A 17,817-nucleotide genomic window follows, 5' to 3' on the forward strand; every position below is an offset into this window, starting at 1 on the left:
ACATTTGACACGCGGCCGCATCCTGGCATAGAGTGGCCGTCATGCGTTCCTTTCCGAACACCCTCCGAATTACCTCCGGCCGCCTAGCGCGGCCGCTATCGCTACGACTAGCCTAAGGCTGACGTAGCGCCGTGTGCTGTCCGCACGGTCCTCCCGGCAGTTCCTCGCAGTACCCCTCTCGCAGTTTTTACAACCCGAAGTCGTCAGCCTTCGTCCGTCTATCCGTCGGCCGATTCGCGAAGATCATCCGCATCCGCGGCGCCATCGCGCGCCGGGATGCGAGGCAGCGCCAACCGTCGCCCATGCCGCCCGTCTTCGCTCGCGACTTGAGACCCGAGGTCCAGAAGATGATGCGCAATCCGCAAGACAAGTACCGTCCGTTCGAGCCCGTTCGCCTCAATGGCCGCCGCTGGCCGGCCCGCACCATCGAGCGTGCGCCCGTGTGGATGAGCACCGACCTGCGCGACGGCAACCAGTCGCTGATCGAGCCGATGAGCATCGAACAGAAGCTCGCGTTCTTCGAGATGCTGGTCGCGATCGGATTCAAGGAGATCGAAGTCGGTTTTCCGTCGGCGTCGCAAACCGACTTCGATTTCGTGCGCAAGCTGATCGACGACAAGCGGATTCCCGACGACGTGACGATCGAGGTGCTCGTGCAGTCGCGCGAGGACCTGATCGCCCGTACGTTCGACGCGCTCGAAGGCGTGCCGCGCGCGATCGTGCACCTGTACAACGCGGTCTGTCCGTCGTTCCGCCGCATCGTGTTCGGCATGTCGAAGGACGACGTGAAGGCGCTCGCGATCGACGGCACGCGCATCATCAAGGCGCACGCGGCCGCGCGCCCCGATACGCGCTGGACCTTCCAGTACTCGCCGGAAACCTTCAGCATGACCGAGCTGACGTTCGCGCGCGAGATCTGCGACGCGGTCGCGCAGACGTGGCGCCCGACCCGCGACCACAAGATGATCGTGAACCTGCCGGCCACCGTCGAGGCCGCGACCCCGAACGTGTTCGCCGACCAGATCGAATGGATGGACCGCAACCTCGCGTATCGCGACAGCATCGTGCTGTCCGTGCATCCGCACAACGATCGCGGCACCGCGGTCGCGGCGGCCGAACTCGCGCTGCTCGCGGGCGCCGACCGCATCGAGGGCTGCCTGTTCGGCAACGGCGAGCGCACCGGCAACGTCGATCTCGTCACGCTCGCGTTGAACCTCTACACGCAAGGCATCGACCCGGGCCTCGATTTCTCCGACATCGACGCCGTGCGCCGCGTCGTCGAGCGCTGCAACCAGATTCCCGTGCATCCGCGCCACCCGTACGCGGGCGACCTCGTGTTCACCGCGTTCTCGGGCTCGCACCAGGACGCGATCCGCAAGGGCTTCGCGCAGCAGCGCCCCGACGCGATCTGGGAGGTGCCGTACCTGCCGATCGACCCGGCCGACCTCGGCCGCAGCTACGACGCGGTGATCCGGGTGAACAGCCAGTCCGGCAAAGGCGGCGCGACGTTCCTGCTCGAGCGCGGAATGGGCTTCACGCCGCCGCGCCGCGTCCAGATCGAATTCAGCCACGCGGTGCAGACGCTCGCCGACGCATCGGGCGAGGAAGTGACGGGCGACGCGATCTGCGCGCTGTTCGCGCGCGAATTCCTCGAGACCGACGGGCCGGCCGCACGCCAAGGCAGCGGCGCGCGCTGGCAAAGCCGCGAGATCGTGGTGGCGCCCGCCGCCGACGCGACGGCCGACGACGCGGTGCGACGTTTTGCCGCGGCATTTGCGACGGCCGCCGGCGCCTCGATCGACGTCGCGTCGTGCGAACACGCGCGCACGGCGGACGGACGAATCGCGGTATCGGTGGGCTGCCGGGTCGGCGACGCGCCGCTGCGGCACGGTGTCGGCGTGCACGCCGATGCAGCGAGCGCGGCGCTCGATGCGGTCGTCAGCGCGATCAACCGCTCGGCATGGCACTGCGCGGATCGCCGCGCGGCGGCCTGAGCGCCGCGCTTCGATGCAGGGTTGAAACGCGAGCGAGCGGTGCGTGACCGCCCGTGCGCCGCGCGATCCGCGCCGCACGAGGCAGCAAAAAGCGGCTCACAAGGCCGCTTCGGTCGGGGCATGAAAAGGCGCGCTACCCGCGCTCACGCCTCGGTCGCGCACCGCGTCGCCTGCCACGCGAACAGGCACCAGCGGCCCTGGTCGTGCGTGTGCACGGACGTATAGGCGATCGGAAAGACGAGCCCGCCGTTGTTCGTTTCCATCTCGATCAACGCGCGGCCGGTGACGACGCAGGTGGCGTCGCCGACCGGCAGCACGTCCTGCGACTGGATTTCGATCTGGCGATAGCGGCGGCGGCCGGCGACGATGGCGTCGATGAACTGCTGCTTGGTTTCGCGCTTGCCGTTGGTATGGACGAAAAACACCTTGTCCGACAGCAGCGCGTCGAGCGCCTCGCCGTCGCCGTCCACCATCGCCCGGAACCGGTCGCGCTCGAGCGCGCGGATCGCATCGACCACCTTCGCCATCGCCTGACTCCTCGGCAACGCGCCCGCCTTGCACGGGCGTGCGGATCAGAAGTTGTACTGCAGGTAGAACTGGTGGAAATTTATACTAGGATTCGGCTCTTTGATACCCGCGTTAGACACATGTTCGAAACGGTAGCCGACCTGATACTGTTGCCGTTGGCCGAACTGCACGCCCACGCCGCCCGTCGGCGCGAACTGGAACGCGGTCGACAGCGAGAAATTGTTCGAGATCGTCGGGTGCGTCAGCAGCCGGACGCCGCCGCCCGCCTCGATGAACGGGCGAATCTCTCCGCTATTCTTGATGAAGCGGAACATCGGCGTCACGCCGAACTCGCCGATGCTGCCGTGGACATTGCCGCCCGTGTGCCAGTAGGCGGCGTGCCCTTCGACGACGAACGCGAAGTGCCAGCCGCCGATTTCCCACCAGTTCCAGCCCGGATCCCACACCACGCCGAGATCGGCCTTGTCGATCCCGCGACGATCGGAAAACCCGCCGCCCGCCTGGATCCCCCATCGATCCGCGAAGGCCGCACCCGATCCGCCCAGAAGAGATGCCGCCAGCATCGCATGCAACACCAGCCGGCTGCAGGGCCGGCGATTCTTCTTATTGTTCATCTGACACTCCAACTTTGTGGGTTGAATGGAGCCTGCCGCAACGGCCGGGCCCGAGCGAACTGAATGGTATGGTAAAGGACTTTTCGGATCGGCATCACGAAGCGAAATTGTTTGCTTCCAAAACGACAAAAATCGAAATCGTCTACTGATTCCCATCAGAAACAACGGCTTACGGAACTTCATGGGATGCGCCCTGCCGCAGATTAGACTATCGATTCAGTCGGTTCGATAGAAAATCGGGAACTCGGATGCCCCCGCCCACTCTAAGGAATTAGCACTCGTCTTGCGGGAGTGCTAAGATGGCCCACGGAATCTCATTCGAGACCGGGGGTTTGTCCCTGATTCCAAAGGAGTTTTTAGTGAGCAACGCCCTGACCCTCCCGAACACGCTGAGCCCGACGCCGGCCAAGGCCGAATCGGCAGGCTCGCTGGCGCTCGCAGCCCAATCGATGTTGCCCGGCCAGCTCGGCAACATCGACGCGTACATCCAGGCCGTCAACCGCATTCCGCTGCTGACCGCCGAAGAGGAACGCCAGTACGCAACCGAATTCCGCGAAAACAACAACCTCGACGCGGCGCGCCGCCTCGTGCTGTCGCACCTGCGCCTCGTCGTGTCGATCGCGCGCAACTATCTCGGCTACGGCCTGCCGCACGGCGACCTGATCCAGGAAGGCAACATCGGCCTGATGAAGGCCGTGAAGCGTTTCGACCCGGCGCAAAACGTGCGCCTGGTGTCGTATGCGATTCACTGGATCAAGGCCGAGATCCACGAGTACATCCTGCGCAACTGGCGCATGGTGAAGGTCGCGACGACGAAGGCGCAGCGCAAGCTGTTCTTCAACCTGCGCAGCCACAAGAAGAGCATGCAGGCGATGACGCCCGAGGAAATCGACGGCCTCGCGCAGGAGCTCAACGTCAAGCGCGAAGAAGTCACCGAGATGGAAACGCGCCTGTCGGGCGGCGACATCGCGCTCGAGGGCCAAGTGGAAGACGGCGAGGAATCGTACGCGCCGATCGCCTACCTGGCCGACTCGCACAACGAGCCGACCGCCGTGCTCGCCGCGCGTCAGCGCGACATGCTGCAGACGGACGGCATCGCGCAGGCGCTCGACGCACTCGACGCGCGCAGCCGCCGCATCATCGAGGCGCGCTGGCTGCACGTCGACGACGATGGCTCGGGCGGCTCGACGCTGCACGATCTCGCCGCCGAATTCGGCGTGTCGGCGGAACGCATCCGCCAGATCGAAGCAAGCGCGATGAAAAAGATGCGGACTGCCCTCGCCGAATACGCATAAATCCCGGCGATTCAGAGCGCCTCATCGAAAACCGCTGCCCGACCGGCAGCGGTTTTTTTTCGTCCGTTTCTCCACTGCTTTTCTTCCGCTTTTCAGCGTGTTTCACGCTCCGGTTACGCGTCGATTAATTGACCCGATTCATCGGGTATTACGCCATTTGCGGTGCCCGTCCGCATAAGCTTGATCTACCTCAACTTTTCCCCCGCGCTTCGCGACGGTCTGCCGCAGCGCAGCACTCGGCATCGGAAAGCCGTCCTTTTAAAATTGGCATGTCAGGCGCAAAAGGATTAAAACAGCTTCACGGCCGTCACGAATCCGACGTAAAGTCGCCCCCAAATCCGTCATAAATCGATTCAGGATAATCGCCTTGATCTCGATCAATAAAGAGCCTGCGCCGCCCTCGCGGCCGGCCGGCACGATCGGCTGGCGTGCACGCATCGCCGCCTGGGCACGCGGACCGACCCTCGCCCGCGACATCGCCCTGGTGCTGATCGTCAAGCTGATCCTCCTGATGTCGCTCAAATACGCATTCTTCAATCATCCGCAGGCCGAGCACATGTCGTTGCCGCCTGCCGCCGTGGCCGAGAAGCTGCTCTCGGTGCCGGCGCCTGCATCCTCCGAGGGAGACCACCATGATAAGTAGCGAAGTCGTCGATCTGTCGCGTCTGCAGTTCGGCATCACGGCGCTCTACCACTTCCTGTTCGTGCCGCTGACGCTCGGCCTGTCCTGGCTGCTCGTCATCATGGAAGCCGTGTACGTGATGACCGGCAAACAGGTCTACAAGGACATGACCCAGTTCTGGGGCAAGCTGTTCGGGATCAATTTCGCGATGGGCGTGACGACCGGCATCACGCTCGAATTCCAGTTCGGCACGAACTGGTCGTACTACTCGCACTACGTCGGCGACATCTTCGGCGTGCCGCTCGCGGTCGAAGGCCTGATGGCGTTCTTCCTGGAATCGACGTTCGTCGGGCTGTTCTTCTTCGGCTGGAACCGCCTGTCGAAGGTCAAGCACCTGATCGTCACGTTCCTCGTCGCGCTGGGCTCGAACCTGTCCGCGCTGTGGATCCTCGTCGCGAACGGCTGGATGAACAACCCGGTCGGCGCCGAGTTCAACTACCAGACGATGCGCATGGAGCTGACGAACCTGTTCGACGTGCTGTTCAACCCGGTCGCGCAGGTGAAGTTCGTGCACACCGTGTCGGCCGGCTACGTGACGGCCGCGATGTTCGTGCTCGGCATCTCGTCGTGGTACCTGCTGAAGAAGCGCGACGTCGACTTCGCGCTGCGCTCGTTCGCGGTCGCGGCCGGCTTCGGTCTCGCGGCCACGTTGTGCGTGATCGTGCTCGGCGACGAATCGGGCTACACGACCGGCGAAGTGCAGAAGATGAAGCTCGCCGCGATCGAATCGGAATGGGAAACGCAGCCGGCGCCGGCGTCGTTCACGCTGATCGGCATCCCGAACCAGAAGGAAGAGCGCACCGACTACGCGATCAAGATCCCGTACGCGCTCGGCCTGATCGCGACGCGCTCGATCGACGAGCCCGTGATCGGCCTGCGCGAGCTCGCGAAGCACAGCGAGGAACACATCCAGAGCGGGATGATCGCGTACGGCGCCCTGCAGAAGATCAAGCAAGGCGACACGAGCGACGCGACCCGTGCGCTGTTCGACCAGCACAAGCAGTATCTCGGCTACGGGCTGATGCTCAAGCAGTTCACGCCGAACGTGATCGATGCGACACCGGAGCAGATCAAGGCCGCCGCGAAGAAGACGATCCCGCCGGTCGCGCCCGTGTTCTTCTCGTTCCGGATCATGGTGTTCCTCGGCTTCCTGTTCCTCGCGACCTTCGTCGCCGCGTTCTGGTTCTGCGCGCGCCGGCAACTGCTGCAGGACAACCGCCGCTGGTTCCTGCGCTACGCGGTGTGGGCGATCCCGCTGCCGTGGCTCGCCGCGGAATTCGGCTGGGTCGTCGCCGAGCTCGGCCGCCAGCCGTGGACGATCGCGGGCATCCTGCCGACGCATCTGTCCGCATCCAGCCTGACGTCGACGGACCTGTACCTGAGCCTCGCCGGCTTCATCGCGTTCTACACGGTGCTGTTCGTCATCGAGATCAAGCTGATGTTCAAGTACGCGCGCCTCGGCCCGTCGTCGCTGCATACCGGCCGCTATCACCACGAACTCGCCGCTGCCGGCGAGCGGGCCGCAGTCTGAGCACGCCCTCGCAACCGAACAAGGAATCGCTATGGACTATGCAACTCTCAAGCTGATCTGGTGGCTGCTCGTCGGCGTGCTGCTGATCGGCTTCGCCGTCACCGACGGCTTCGACATGGGCGCGACCGCGCTGCTGCCGTTCCTCGGCAAGACCGACGAGGAGCGCCGCATCATCGTCAACACCGTCGGCGCGACGTGGGAAGGCAACCAGGTGTGGCTGATCACGGCCGGCGGCGCGATGTTCGCCGCGTGGCCGCTCGTCTACGCGGCGTCGTTCTCCGGCTTCTACTTCGCGATGCTGCTCGTGCTGTTCGCGCTGTTCTTCCGGCCGGTGGGCTTCGACTACCGCAGCAAGCGGCCGGACCCGCGCTGGCGCGCGGGCTGGGACTGGGCGCTGTTCGTCGGCGGCTTCGTGCCGGCACTCGTGTTCGGCGTCGCGTTCGGCAACCTGCTGCAGGGCGTGCCGTTCAAGTTCGACGGCGACCTGCGCGTGACCTACTACGGCGGCTTCTGGGCGCTGCTGAACCCGTTCGCGCTGCTGTGCGGGCTCGTCAGCCTCACGATGCTCGTCGCGCACGGCGCGGCGTTCATCAAGATGAAGACCGACGGCGCGATCGCGCGCCGTGCGTCGATCGCGCTGCGCGCCGCGTCGTTCCTCGCGGTCGTGCTGTTCGTGCTGGCCGGCGTGCTGGTGGCCGCTTATATCGACGGCTTCCACATCACGCACGCCGCGCCGACCGACACCGTCGCGAACCCGCTGCTCAAGGACGTCGCCGCCGGTTCGGGCCTCTGGCTCGCGAACTACCACGACTATCCGTGGATGATCGCGGCGCCCGTCGTCGGGATCGCGGGCGGCGTGCTCGCGCTGCTGCTCGCCGGCTCGAAGCGGGAAAAGACGGCGTTCTTCTGCACCGGCCTGATGATCGTCGGCGTGATCCTCACCGCAGGGTTTTCGATGTTCCCGTTCATCATGCCGTCGTCGCTCGACCCGCGCAGCAGCCTGACCGTGTGGGACTCGACGTCGAGCCACATGACGCTGCAGGTGATGCTGTTCGCGGTGATCGTGTTCCTGCCGATCATCCTGCTCTACACGAGCTGGGTATATCGCGTGATGCGCGGCAAGGTCACGCACCGGACGCTCGAAGAGAACAAGCACTCGATGTATTGATGCACAGAACCGGGCCGGGGGCGTGCAACCGCCCTCGCCCACCGTTTCGCAAGGAGTCGGATCATGTGGTATTTCAGCTGGATTCTCGGTATCGGCGTCGCGTTGTCGTTCGGCATCGTCAACGCGATGTGGCTGGAAGCGCGGCAGAAGACGCAGGACGCGCCGGCGCGTGCGCGTCGCGACTGATGCACCGACGCGTGACGCGCACGGCCGATTGATCGTGCGCCGTCGCCGTCCGGAAGGAAAGAACCTCGCTTCGCGCGAGGTTTTTTTCGTCCCGGTCGCGCGGATACGCATGTCAGAGCGATGCCAATTTAGCGCCAGATTGATACCACTTGAATACCAATAAAAGGTTTCATAAGATCGTTGGACACGGCCGCTGACAGGCCGATTCCTTCTGGGTGGGGGAGACATGCGAATCCCGTGTGTGGCGTGCGCCTGCGCGCCAGGTCGACGTCCGTGTGCCGCGGCGCGCGCCGTCGTCGCGCGCGTGCGCGGCCGGACGAATGCCGTCGGTCGCGGCCGCCTCGCCGTCGCGGCGGTTGCCGCGTGCCGCCGATGAATCCGCGCACGCCGCCGCGCCGATCCGATCGGCACGCATGCCCGCCTCCCGTTCCGTAACGCACGCTCGCGCGTGCCGAATGCGCGCGGTGCTGCCGCATCGCCCCGCGTGCCGGTATCTCCCGCCGCTCCACTGAAAGACCCGTTCGCAGCGACGTCGCCACGACGCCGCTACGCCCTCTTTTTCTCAGGAGGTCGAATGAAGCGTACCTTGCCATCCCTCATTGCCGGCCTGCTGATCGCGGTGTTGTCGCCGGCTGCGATCTCGGCGCTGCCGGCGCCGGCCGCCTCCGCCGCGAACGCCGGCACCGCGCCATCGGCCGCCGCCCAGGCGGCCGGCCTCGCGACGCTGCTGTCGAACGGCCTCGCGTTGCGCGTGGCCGTCGACAACAACCACGCGGCCGCGGCCGGCGTGCCGTGCGCCGATCTCGGCGCCGACGGCGCCGCCTGCGCGACCGGCCGCCTGATCCTGCAGAACCGCGGCCACCAGGCGATCGCCGACGGCGGCTGGAAGCTCTACCTGCACAGCATCCGCCGCCTGCTGCGGATCGACCGCCCGGGCTTCGCGCTGCGGCGGCTCACCGGCGACCTGTACGAGCTGACGCCGCAACCGGGCTCGGTGCGGCTCGCACCCGGCGAGCGCATCGAGCTGCCGTTCGTCGCCGAATACTGGCTGCTGCGTTACAGCGACGTGATTCCGCGCCCGTATGTCGTCGTCGACGGCGCACCGCCGGCCGTGCTGCGCTACAACGACACCGACAACGAGCTGCGCTACGTCGAATCGCTGCCGGCCGACGCGCAGAACAACTCGACCGGCAACGCGCCGCCCGTGGCCGCACGGCCCGATCCGGGCCGCGCGCTGCCGAGCGTGAAGCGCGAGCAGCCGCTGCCCGGCACGCTCGAGCTGCGCGGCGTCGAACTCGCGCTGCCGGACCTGCCGGATGCGCAGGTCGCGGCGCTGCGCGAGCGCGCGACGACCCTCGGCCTCGACGGCGCTCGCGTGCCGGTGCGCGGCTTCGTCGCGCCGCGCCGGCTGCCGGGCGACATCGCGACCCCCGGCGGCTACCGGCTCGCGATCGGACCGCGCGGCGTGCTGATCGAAGGCTACGACCGCGCGGGCCTCTACTACGGCGTGCAGACCCTCTACTCGCTCGCGCCGGCCGGCGGCGGCCCGATCCCGGCGATGCTCGTCGAGGACGCGCCGCGCTTCACGCATCGCGGCATGCACGTCGACCTCGCGCGCAACTTCAAGCAGCCCGCGACGCTGCGCCGCCTGATCGACCAGATGAGCGCGTACAAGCTCAACCGCCTGCACCTGCATCTGTCCGACGACGAAGGCTGGCGCATCGAGATTCCCGGCCTGCCCGAGCTGACCGAGATCGGGGGACGCCGCTGCCACGACCCGAGCGAGACGCGCTGCCTGCTGCCGCAGCTCGGCTCCGGCCCCGACAACCGCTCGGGCGGCGGCTACCTGACACGCGACGACTACGTGGCGCTCGTGCGCTACGCGGCCGCGCGCTTCGTGCAGGTCATCCCCGAGATCGACATGCCGGCGCATGCGCGCGCGGCCGTCGTGACGATGGAGGCGCGTTACCGGCGGCTGCATGCGGCGGGCCGCGAGCAGGAGGCGAACGCGTACCGGCTGCTCGACCCGCAGGACACGACGAACCTGACGACGGTGCAGTTCTACGACCGGCGCAGCGACCTGAACCCGTGCGTGCCGGGCGCGCTCAACTTCGCGTCGAAGGTGATCCGCGAGATCGCGGCGATGCACGCGGACGCGCAGGCGCCGCTGCAGACCTGGCACTACGGCGGCGACGAAGCGAAGAACATCTTCCTCGGCGGCGGCTTCCAGCCGCTGAACGGCACCGACCCGAACAAGGGGCGCATCGATCTGGCCGCGCAGGACAAGCCGTGGGCGCGGTCGCCCGCGTGCACGGCGCTGCTCCAGCGCGGCGAGATCAAGTCGATCGACGAGCTGCCGACGCGTTTCGCGAAACAGGTGAGCGCGGCCGTCAACGCGAACGGGATCGACACGATGGCCGCATGGCAGGACGGCATCAAGCATGCGAACGGGCCGCAGGATTTCAGCACGCGCCACGTGATGGTGTCGCTGTGGGACACGATCTTCTGGGGCGCGTCGGACAGCGCGCGCGACCTGAGCGGCAAGGGCTATCTGACGGTGCTCGCGCTGCCCGACTACCTGTATTTCGACTTCCCGTACACGCTCAACCCGCGCGAGCGCGGCTACTACTGGGGCTCGCACGCGACCGACGAGTACAAGGTGTTCTCGTTCGCGCCGGAGAACCTGCCGCAGAACGCCGAAGTGATGGGCGACCGCGACGGCAACCCGTTCGAGGTGACGGGCACGGGCCCCGCGCCGCGCATCGAAGGCATCCAGGGCCAGGCGTGGGGCGAGGTGATGCGCAACGACACGTTCCTCGAATACATGGCGTACCCGCGGCTGCTCGCGCTCGCCGAGCGCGCGTGGCACCGGGCCGACTGGGAGCTGCCGTATGCGGCCGGCGTGCGCTTCAGGCGCGGCGACACGCACCACGTCGACATCGCCGCGCTGCAGCGCGACTGGGCCGGCTTCGCGACGCTGCTCGCGCAACGCGAATTGCCGAAGCTGGAGCGCGCCGGCGTCGGCTACCGGAAGCCGACCTTCACGCTGACGAATCCGTGAACGGGTGAAGGTATCGGGCGATGGGCGACGCGGACCAACGCATCGCCCATCGCCCGCCCCAAAAGTAAAACGGCTTGCGACAGACGCGTCGCAAGCCGTTTTACTTTTGACCGCCGGCCCGGATCCGCCGCGCGGACCGAGCGGGCCGGCTTCACCGCATCACGCCGGCTGTGCCGCCGCCCCGCCGCCCGACGGCGGCAGGCGCGCGCCGAGCTGTTCGGCATAGCGTGCCGCCGCGTTGCCGCAGACGATGTGGAACGTGTCGAGCGACACCCACGCGACGTCAAGCGTGCCGAGACGCTCGCGATCGACCGCCGACGGATCGCGCACGACCACGCGCAGGCGCGTGGTGGCCACCACCTCGAGCGACACGACGTTGGTCGCGCCGCCGAACACCGCCAGCCAGCGGGTCGGCTCCGGATCGAGCGGGCCGGCGGCCGCGCCCGTGACGGGCTGCGCGGCGGCGGCCGTCGCCGGCGCGGCCGCACCGGTCGCACCGGCGCCGATCGCGGCACGCATCTCGTCGGCGATGATGTCGGCCTCCGGCCCGATGATCACCTGCACGCTGTTGCCGCCGCGCTTGAGCACGCCGCGTGCGCCGATCGACTTCAGTTCCGGCTCCGATACCTTCTCCGGATCGACGACGGTCAGGCGCAGGCGCGTCGTGCACGCGTCGACGACCGACAGGTTGCCGGCCCCGCCGAGTGCGGCGATGTAGCGTTGCGCACGCGGTGCGGCAGCCGTGGCAGCCGCGCCCGCGGCCGGTGCGACGAAACCGCCCGATGCGTACGACTCCGCGGCCGCATCGGTCGATGCCGGCTCGCGGCCCGGCGTCGCCATGTTGAACTTGCGGATGAAGAAACGGAACAGCCCGTAGTACGCGACGCCGTACGCGATGCCGAGCGGAATCGCGATCCAGCCCTTCGTCGACAGCCCGTAGTTCAGCACGTAGTCGATCGCGCCCGCCGAGAACGTGAAGCCAAGCTTCACCCCGAGGATCTGGCAGATCGCGAGCGACAGCCCCGTCAGCACCGCGTGGATCACGTACAGCACCGGCGCGAGGAACATGAAGCTGAACTCGATCGGCTCGGTCACGCCGGTCAGGAACGACGTGAGCGCCATCGAGAACAGCAGGCCGCCGACCATCGCGCGGCGCTCCTTCGGCGCTTCGTGCAGCATCGCGAGACACGCGGCCGGCAGGCCGAACATCATGATCGGGAAGAAGCCGGCCATGAAGGTGCCCGCGCTCGGGTCGCCCGCGAAGAAGCGATGCAGGTCGCCGTGCACGATCTCGCCGCCGGCGGGCGGCGTGAAGTTGCCGAACACGAACCACGCGAGCGAGTTGATGATGTGGTGCAGGCCGGTGACGAGCAGCAGGCGGTTCAGGAAGCCGAACACGAACGCACCGATCGCGCCCGCCGTCGTCAGCCACTGGCCGGCCGCGTCGATCGCATGCTGGATCGGCTGCCACACGTACCCGAACGCGATGCCCAGTATCACGCACACGAGCCCCGTGATGATCGGCACGAACCGCTTGCCGCCGAAGAACGCGAGGTAGTCCGGCAGCTTGATGTCCTTGTAGCGGTTGTACAGCAGGCCCGCGACGACACCCGCGATGATCCCGGACAGCACGCCCATGTTCAGCTTGGGATCGATGTCCTTCATGATCGCGGTTTCGATCAGGTAGCCGATCGCGCCCGCGAGCGCCGCCACGCCGTTGTTATCCTTCGCGAAACCGACCGCCACGCCGATCGCGAACAAGAGCGGCAGGTTGTCGAAGATCGCGCCGCCGGCGTCGGCGATCATCTTGATGTTGAACACGTCCGGCTGGCCGAGTCGCAGCAGGATGCCGGCGACCGGCAGTACCGCGATCGGCAGCATCAGCGCCCGGCCCAGGCCCTGTATTTTCAGAAACGGATTCCCGTCCATTCAATCCTCCAATCCATGTCTCGTCGTTAAGCGTCGTTGACCTAATTGCTTTCGTAGTGAAACGGGCCGCGTGCCCGCCGCCGACGTTCAGTCGAGCGGCCAGACCTCGCGGCTTGCTGCCCTTACCGCCTGTGCCGAGTCGAGTGCGAGCAGATCCTGCGCACGCTGGCGGCACAACGGGTAATCGAGGCGGCGCACACGCGCCTTGATGCCCGGCACCGACACCGGGTCGACCGACAGCTCGGTCACGCCGAGGCCCACGAGCACCGGCACCGCGAGCGGATCGCCGCCCAGCGCGCCGCACACGCCGACCCACTTGCCGTGCTTCGCGGCGCCGCGCACCGCGATGTCGATCAGGCGCAGCACGGCCGGATGCAGGCCGTCGGCCTGCGCGGCGAGATCGGCCTGGCAGCGGTCCATCGCGAGCGTGTACTGCGTGAGGTCGTTGGTGCCGATCGACAGGAAATCCGCGTGCTGCGCGAGCTGGTCGGCCAGCAGCGCGGCCGACGGCACCTCGATCATCACGCCGACCTCGATCGGCTCGGTGCGGCCCTGCGCGCGCGCGAACTCGTCGATGCGCTTGCGCAGCCGCACGAGCTCGCCCGCGTCGGTCACCATCGGCAGCAGGATGCGCACCGCGCCGAACGGCTTCACCGCGAGCAGGCCCTGCAGTTGATCGTCGAGAAGATCGGGGCGCACCTGCGCGAGACGGATGCCGCGCAGGCCGAGCGCCGGGTTCGGTTCGGGCGGCAGCGTCAGGTAGTCGACTTCCTTGTCCGCGCCGACGTCGAGCGTGCGGATGATCGCCGTGCGGCCCTGCAGCGCGTCGACGATCGACTGATAGCTCTGCTGGTGTTCGACCACCGTCGGCGCAGCCTGGCGATGGATGAACATCAGTTCGGTGCGCAGCAGGCCGACCGCGTCCGCGCCGTTGTCGACGGCGGTGTGCGCGTCGTCGAGCGTCGCGATGTTCGCGGCGACCTCGATCGCACGGCCGTCGACCGTCGCGGCCGCCTCGCCTGCCTGTTGCCGGTTCGCCTCGCGCACGCCGTCCAGACGCTGGCGCTCGTGCCGCGCGCGTTCGACGTCGAGCGCGGTCGGCGCGTGTTCGAGCCGGCCCGCGCTCGCGTCGACGACGACCTGCGTGCCGTCCGGAATCGCGTACAGCGCGTCGCCGACCGCCACCAGCGCCGGGATGCCGAGCTGGCGCGCGATGATCGCCGCGTGCGACGTCGCGCCGCCGCGCGCCATCACGAGCGCGGTCACGCGCTCGCGATCGAGCGACGACAGGTCCGACGGCGTGAACTCCTCGGCCGCGAGCACGGCTTCATCGGGCAGCGCGCGCGCGGCGCCGCTCGTGTGGCCGAGCGCGCGCAGCACGCGCTTCTCGATGTCGCGCAGGTCGGCCGCGCGCTCGGCGAGCAACGCGTCGTCGAGCTTCGACAGCGTGTCGATCTGCGTGCGGATCGTCGCGCGCCACGCGAAGCCCGCGCCCTTGCCGAGGCTGATCAGGTCGCGCGCGGCGTCGATCAGCGTCGGGTCTTCCAGCAGCACGCGATGCACCGCGAAGATGCCCGCCTCGCCGACCGCGCCGCGCGCCGACGCGTTGCGCACCGTTTCGGCGAGCTCGGCGTCGACCGCCTTCAGCGCGTGATCGAGGCGGCGGCTTTCGGCGGCGGGCGTACCGGCCGCCTGTTCGGGCGGCACGATGTCCGCATCGTCGAGACGCACCAGCGTGCCGACCGCGATGCCGGGCGCGGCGCACACGCCGGCGAGCGTGTTCGGATCGAGCGCCGCGCCGGTGGCGTGCGCGATGGTCTGCGGCGCGGGCGATTTCAGTCGCGCCGGCTTTTCCTCCACTTCGCCGTGCGCTTCGCGCAGCAGTTCGCGCTCGACCGCATCGACGGCCTGCTGCGCGTGCGCGCCGCGGCCGACCAGTTCGACCGTCGCGCCTTCGCCGGCGCCGAGGCCGAGCAGGCCGACGACGCTCGCGATCGACGCCTTGCGACCGTCGAACAGCACGTCGACGGTCGCGTCGAACCCGCGCACCGATTCGCGCGCCCGCGCGGCCGGCCGCGCATGCAGCCCGCCCGGCTGCGCAAGCACGATCTCGCGACGCACTTCGTTCTGCGCGGCCGCGCCGGCCTGCGCCGCCTGCGCGGCGGCTGCGCCCTTGCCGCGCAGCGCGAGCAACGGCGTCTCGCCGGCGGTCGCGAAACCGCTCGCGCGATCGACCACCTCGAACGCGTCGGAATTCGCGATCGCGATCACCGACACGAGCGAATGCGCGTGGCGCGCCACCGCGTCCTGGTCGAACTCGATCAGCAGCGCGCCCGCTTCGACCCGCGCGCCGGCTTCGACGTGCGCGATGAAGCCCTGCCCGTTCAGCTCGACGGTGTCGATGCCGATGTGCAGCAGCACTTCCGCGCCTTGCGGCGTCGTGATCGTCACCGCATGGCCGGTGCGCGCGAGATGCGACACGACGCCCGCGCACGGCGCGACGAGCCGGCCCGCGAGCGGGTCGATGCCGATGCCGTCGCCGAACATCCCGCCGGAGAACACCGGATCGGGCACGTCGGCCAGTGCGACGATCGGCCCCGTCAACGGGCTAAGCAGGACGATCTGATCGTGGTTGGGGCTCTTCAACTGGGATTCCTCGGCGCGTCTCATCGGCTGTCTCGGCTATCAGTGCGTTTCGGTGACTTTGTTCAGGTGGCGCGGCGTGTCGGGATTGCGGCCGCGCGCGACGGCGAGATCCGCCGCCATCACGTAGAACGAAAGAATGGCGGCGATCGGGTCGAGCGCCGAATGGGCGGACTGCGCGAGCGGCAGCACGGTGCCCGATACGCCGGGCGTCGATACGCCGGGCGTGCCGGCGGGCGCCGCGAGCAGCACGGCGGCGCCGCGTGCGCGCATGTCGTGCGCGAGCTGCAACAGCCCGGCCTGTTCCGGCCCCGGCGGCGCGAACACGAGCAGCGGATAGTCGCGGTCGATCAGCTCCATCGGGCCGTGGCGGACTTCCGCGCTCGAGAACGCCTCGGCCTGGATACCGGACGTTTCCTTCAGCTTCAGCGCGGCTTCCTGCGCGATCGCGAGGCCCAGGCCGCGGCCGATCACGATCATCCGCTCGACGCCCGCGAGCGCCGCGACGGCCGGCGACCAGTCGAGCCGGCCGGCCTGCGCGAGCACGTCGGGCAGCCCGCGCAGCGCGGTCACCAGCGCGGCGTCGCGCTGCCAGTACGCGACGATCTGCGCGGACAGCGACAGCATCGCGATGTAGCTCTTGGTCGCGGCGACCGACAGTTCGGGGCCGGCCAAAAGCGGCAACTGGTGTTCGCACGCGTCGGCGAGCGGCGACGGCAGCACGTTCACGGCGGCGACGGTGCGCGCGCCGGCTTCGCGCAGCGCGGCCATCGTGTTGACGAGATCGGGGCTCTTGCCCGACTGGGAGAACGCGAGCGCGAGCTGGTCCTGCACCTTCAGCGGCGCCTGCTGCAGCGTCGCGACCGACATCGGCAGCGACGCGACCGGCACGCCGAGGCGGCTCATCGTCAGGCTCGCGAAATAGCTGGCGGCGTGATCCGAGCTGCCGCGCGCGACCGTCAGCGCGACGGCCGGCGGGTGATCGAGCAATTGGCCGGCGAGCGCTTCGACGCGCGTGGTGTCGGCGATCTGCGCGGCGACGACCTGGGCGGACTCGCGCGCTTCCTTAAGCATATTCGACAATCGATTCTCCTTCGACGTAGGTCGCGGTGAGGTTCAGGTCGCGATCGAACACCGCGAGGTCGGCCCATGCGCCGCGCTCGAGGCGGCCGCGATCGGCGATGCCGAGGTAGTCGGCCGCATAGCGCGACATCCGGTTCGACACGTCGGCGATCGGCAGGCCGAGCGACACGAGGTTGCGCAACGCCTGGTCCATCGTCAGCGTGCTGCCGGCGAGCGTGCCGTCGGCGAGCCGCACGCCGCCGAGGCACTTGGTGACGTGCTGGCTGCCGAGCCGGTATTCGCCGTCGGGCATGCCGGTGGCCGACGTGCTGTCGGTCACGACGTACAGGCGCGGAATCGCGCGCAGCGCCGCACGGATCGCGCCCGGGTGGACGTGCAGCAGATCGGGGATGATTTCCGCGTATTCGGCGTGCGCGAGCGCCGCACCGACGAGGCCCGGGTTGCGGTGATGCAGCGGCGACATCGCGTTGAACAGGTGCGTGAAACCGCACGCGCCATGCTTGAGCGCGGCGACCGCGTCGTCGTAGGTCGCGAGCGAATGGCCGAGCTGCACGCGCACGCCGCGCGCGGCCATCTCGCCGATGATCTCGATGTGGCCCGCGATTTCCGGCGCGAGCGTGACGACGCGGATCGGCGCGATCGACAGGTACTTCAGCACCTCGTCGAGCACGGCCGACACGGCCGCGTCGGGCTGCGCGCCGAGCTTGCCGGGGTTGATGTACGGTCCTTCCAGATGCACGCCGAGCACGCGCGCGCCGCCCGGCGTGCGGGTGCGCGCGACGGTGCCGAGGTGCGCGACGACGTCCATCAGCTCGTCGCGCGGCGCGGTCATCGTCGTCGCGAGCAGGCTCGTCGTACCGAATTGCGCGTGCGTGCGGACGATCGTTTCGATCGCGTCGCCGCCTTCCATCACGTCGGCGCCGCCGCCGCCATGCACGTGCAGGTCGATGAAGCCGGGCAGGATGTACGGCGCGTCGTTCTGCGCGGGATCGACGGGCGTGCCGTCGAGCGTGGTGATGCGGCCGTTCTCGCTATCGAGCGAACCGAGAATCCAGCCGTCGGGGGTGAGGATGTTGCCAGTCAGCATGACGTTCTCTTGATGA

Annotated in this window: 13 protein-coding genes; 7 read left to right on the forward strand and 6 right to left on the reverse strand. The window is 68.2% G+C overall.

The window, feature by feature from the left end; all coding sequences use genetic code 11:
- The first annotated feature begins 347 nt into the window (after positions 1–347).
- Positions 348–1,994, forward strand: a complete 1,647-nt coding sequence (gene leuA / locus HWX62_RS15330; protein WP_175927851.1) for a 2-isopropylmalate synthase — start codon at positions 348–350, stop codon at positions 1,992–1,994.
- Positions 1,995–2,137: 143 nt separating this feature from the next.
- Here leuA and HWX62_RS15335 read toward each other — a convergent pair whose 3' ends face one another.
- Together HWX62_RS15335 and pagL are read right to left on the reverse strand one after the other, a co-directional pair.
- Positions 2,138–2,521: a nuclear transport factor 2 family protein gene (locus HWX62_RS15335; RefSeq protein ID WP_175927852.1), complete on the reverse strand. Its 384-nt coding sequence runs from the start codon at positions 2,519–2,521 to the stop codon at positions 2,138–2,140.
- Positions 2,522–2,566: 45 nt separating this feature from the next.
- On the reverse strand, positions 2,567–3,136 hold the full coding sequence (gene pagL / locus HWX62_RS15340; protein ID WP_175927853.1) for a lipid A 3-O-deacylase PagL: 570 nt from the start codon (positions 3,134–3,136) through the stop codon (positions 2,567–2,569).
- A 359-nt stretch (positions 3,137–3,495) separates the two neighbouring features.
- Between pagL and rpoH the strand changes: the two genes are divergently transcribed.
- From rpoH to HWX62_RS15370, 6 genes are all read left to right on the forward strand, one after another.
- The gene (gene rpoH, locus HWX62_RS15345) at positions 3,496–4,431 is read left to right on the forward strand and encodes an RNA polymerase sigma factor RpoH (RefSeq protein WP_175927854.1); all 936 of its coding nucleotides are present in this window, start codon (positions 3,496–3,498) and stop codon (positions 4,429–4,431) included.
- Positions 4,432–4,792: 361 nt separating this feature from the next.
- Positions 4,793–5,074, forward strand: a complete 282-nt coding sequence (cydP, locus tag HWX62_RS15350) for a cytochrome oxidase putative small subunit CydP (RefSeq protein ID WP_175928167.1) — start codon at positions 4,793–4,795, stop codon at positions 5,072–5,074.
- Positions 5,064–6,644 (forward strand): cytochrome ubiquinol oxidase subunit I, encoded by a 1,581-nt coding sequence (locus HWX62_RS15355; protein WP_175927855.1) that lies wholly within the window; start codon positions 5,064–5,066, stop codon positions 6,642–6,644. Before cydP ends, HWX62_RS15355 begins: the two co-directional genes overlap by 11 nt.
- A gap of 31 nt (positions 6,645–6,675) precedes the next feature.
- The gene (cydB, locus tag HWX62_RS15360; RefSeq protein WP_175927856.1) at positions 6,676–7,812 is read left to right on the forward strand and encodes a cytochrome d ubiquinol oxidase subunit II; all 1,137 of its coding nucleotides are present in this window, start codon (positions 6,676–6,678) and stop codon (positions 7,810–7,812) included.
- A 63-nt stretch (positions 7,813–7,875) separates the two neighbouring features.
- Complete coding sequence (gene cydX / locus HWX62_RS15365; RefSeq protein WP_175927857.1) at positions 7,876–7,998, forward strand: cytochrome bd-I oxidase subunit CydX; 123 nt, start codon at positions 7,876–7,878, stop codon at positions 7,996–7,998.
- Positions 7,999–8,572: 574 nt separating this feature from the next.
- A complete protein-coding gene (locus HWX62_RS15370) occupies positions 8,573–11,059 on the forward strand; it encodes a family 20 glycosylhydrolase (protein WP_175927858.1) in 2,487 nt (828 codons plus the stop codon).
- A gap of 159 nt (positions 11,060–11,218) precedes the next feature.
- Here the strand turns inward: HWX62_RS15370 and nagE are convergent, their stop codons facing one another.
- The 4 genes from nagE to nagA form a co-directional block, all read right to left on the reverse strand.
- Positions 11,219–12,988, reverse strand: a complete 1,770-nt coding sequence (gene nagE, locus HWX62_RS15375; protein WP_175927859.1) for an N-acetylglucosamine-specific PTS transporter subunit IIBC — start codon at positions 12,986–12,988, stop codon at positions 11,219–11,221.
- 87 nt (positions 12,989–13,075) lie between these two features.
- The gene (gene ptsP / locus HWX62_RS15380; protein WP_175927860.1) at positions 13,076–15,658 is read right to left on the reverse strand and encodes a phosphoenolpyruvate--protein phosphotransferase; all 2,583 of its coding nucleotides are present in this window, start codon (positions 15,656–15,658) and stop codon (positions 13,076–13,078) included.
- 15 nt (positions 15,659–15,673) lie between these two features.
- Positions 15,674–16,705 (reverse strand): SIS domain-containing protein, encoded by a 1,032-nt coding sequence (locus HWX62_RS15385; protein WP_175928168.1) that lies wholly within the window; start codon positions 16,703–16,705, stop codon positions 15,674–15,676.
- Positions 16,698–17,801 carry an N-acetylglucosamine-6-phosphate deacetylase gene (nagA, locus tag HWX62_RS15390; RefSeq protein WP_175927861.1) on the reverse strand — a complete coding sequence of 368 codons (1,104 nt, stop codon included), beginning with the start codon at positions 17,799–17,801 and terminating at the stop codon, positions 16,698–16,700. Before nagA ends, HWX62_RS15385 begins: the two co-directional genes overlap by 8 nt.
- Positions 17,802–17,817: the final 16 nt, after the last annotated feature.

The sequence above is a fragment of the Burkholderia sp. BCC0506 genome (assembly GCF_902833145.1).
In the GTDB taxonomy this organism is placed as follows: domain Bacteria; phylum Pseudomonadota; class Gammaproteobacteria; order Burkholderiales; family Burkholderiaceae; genus Burkholderia.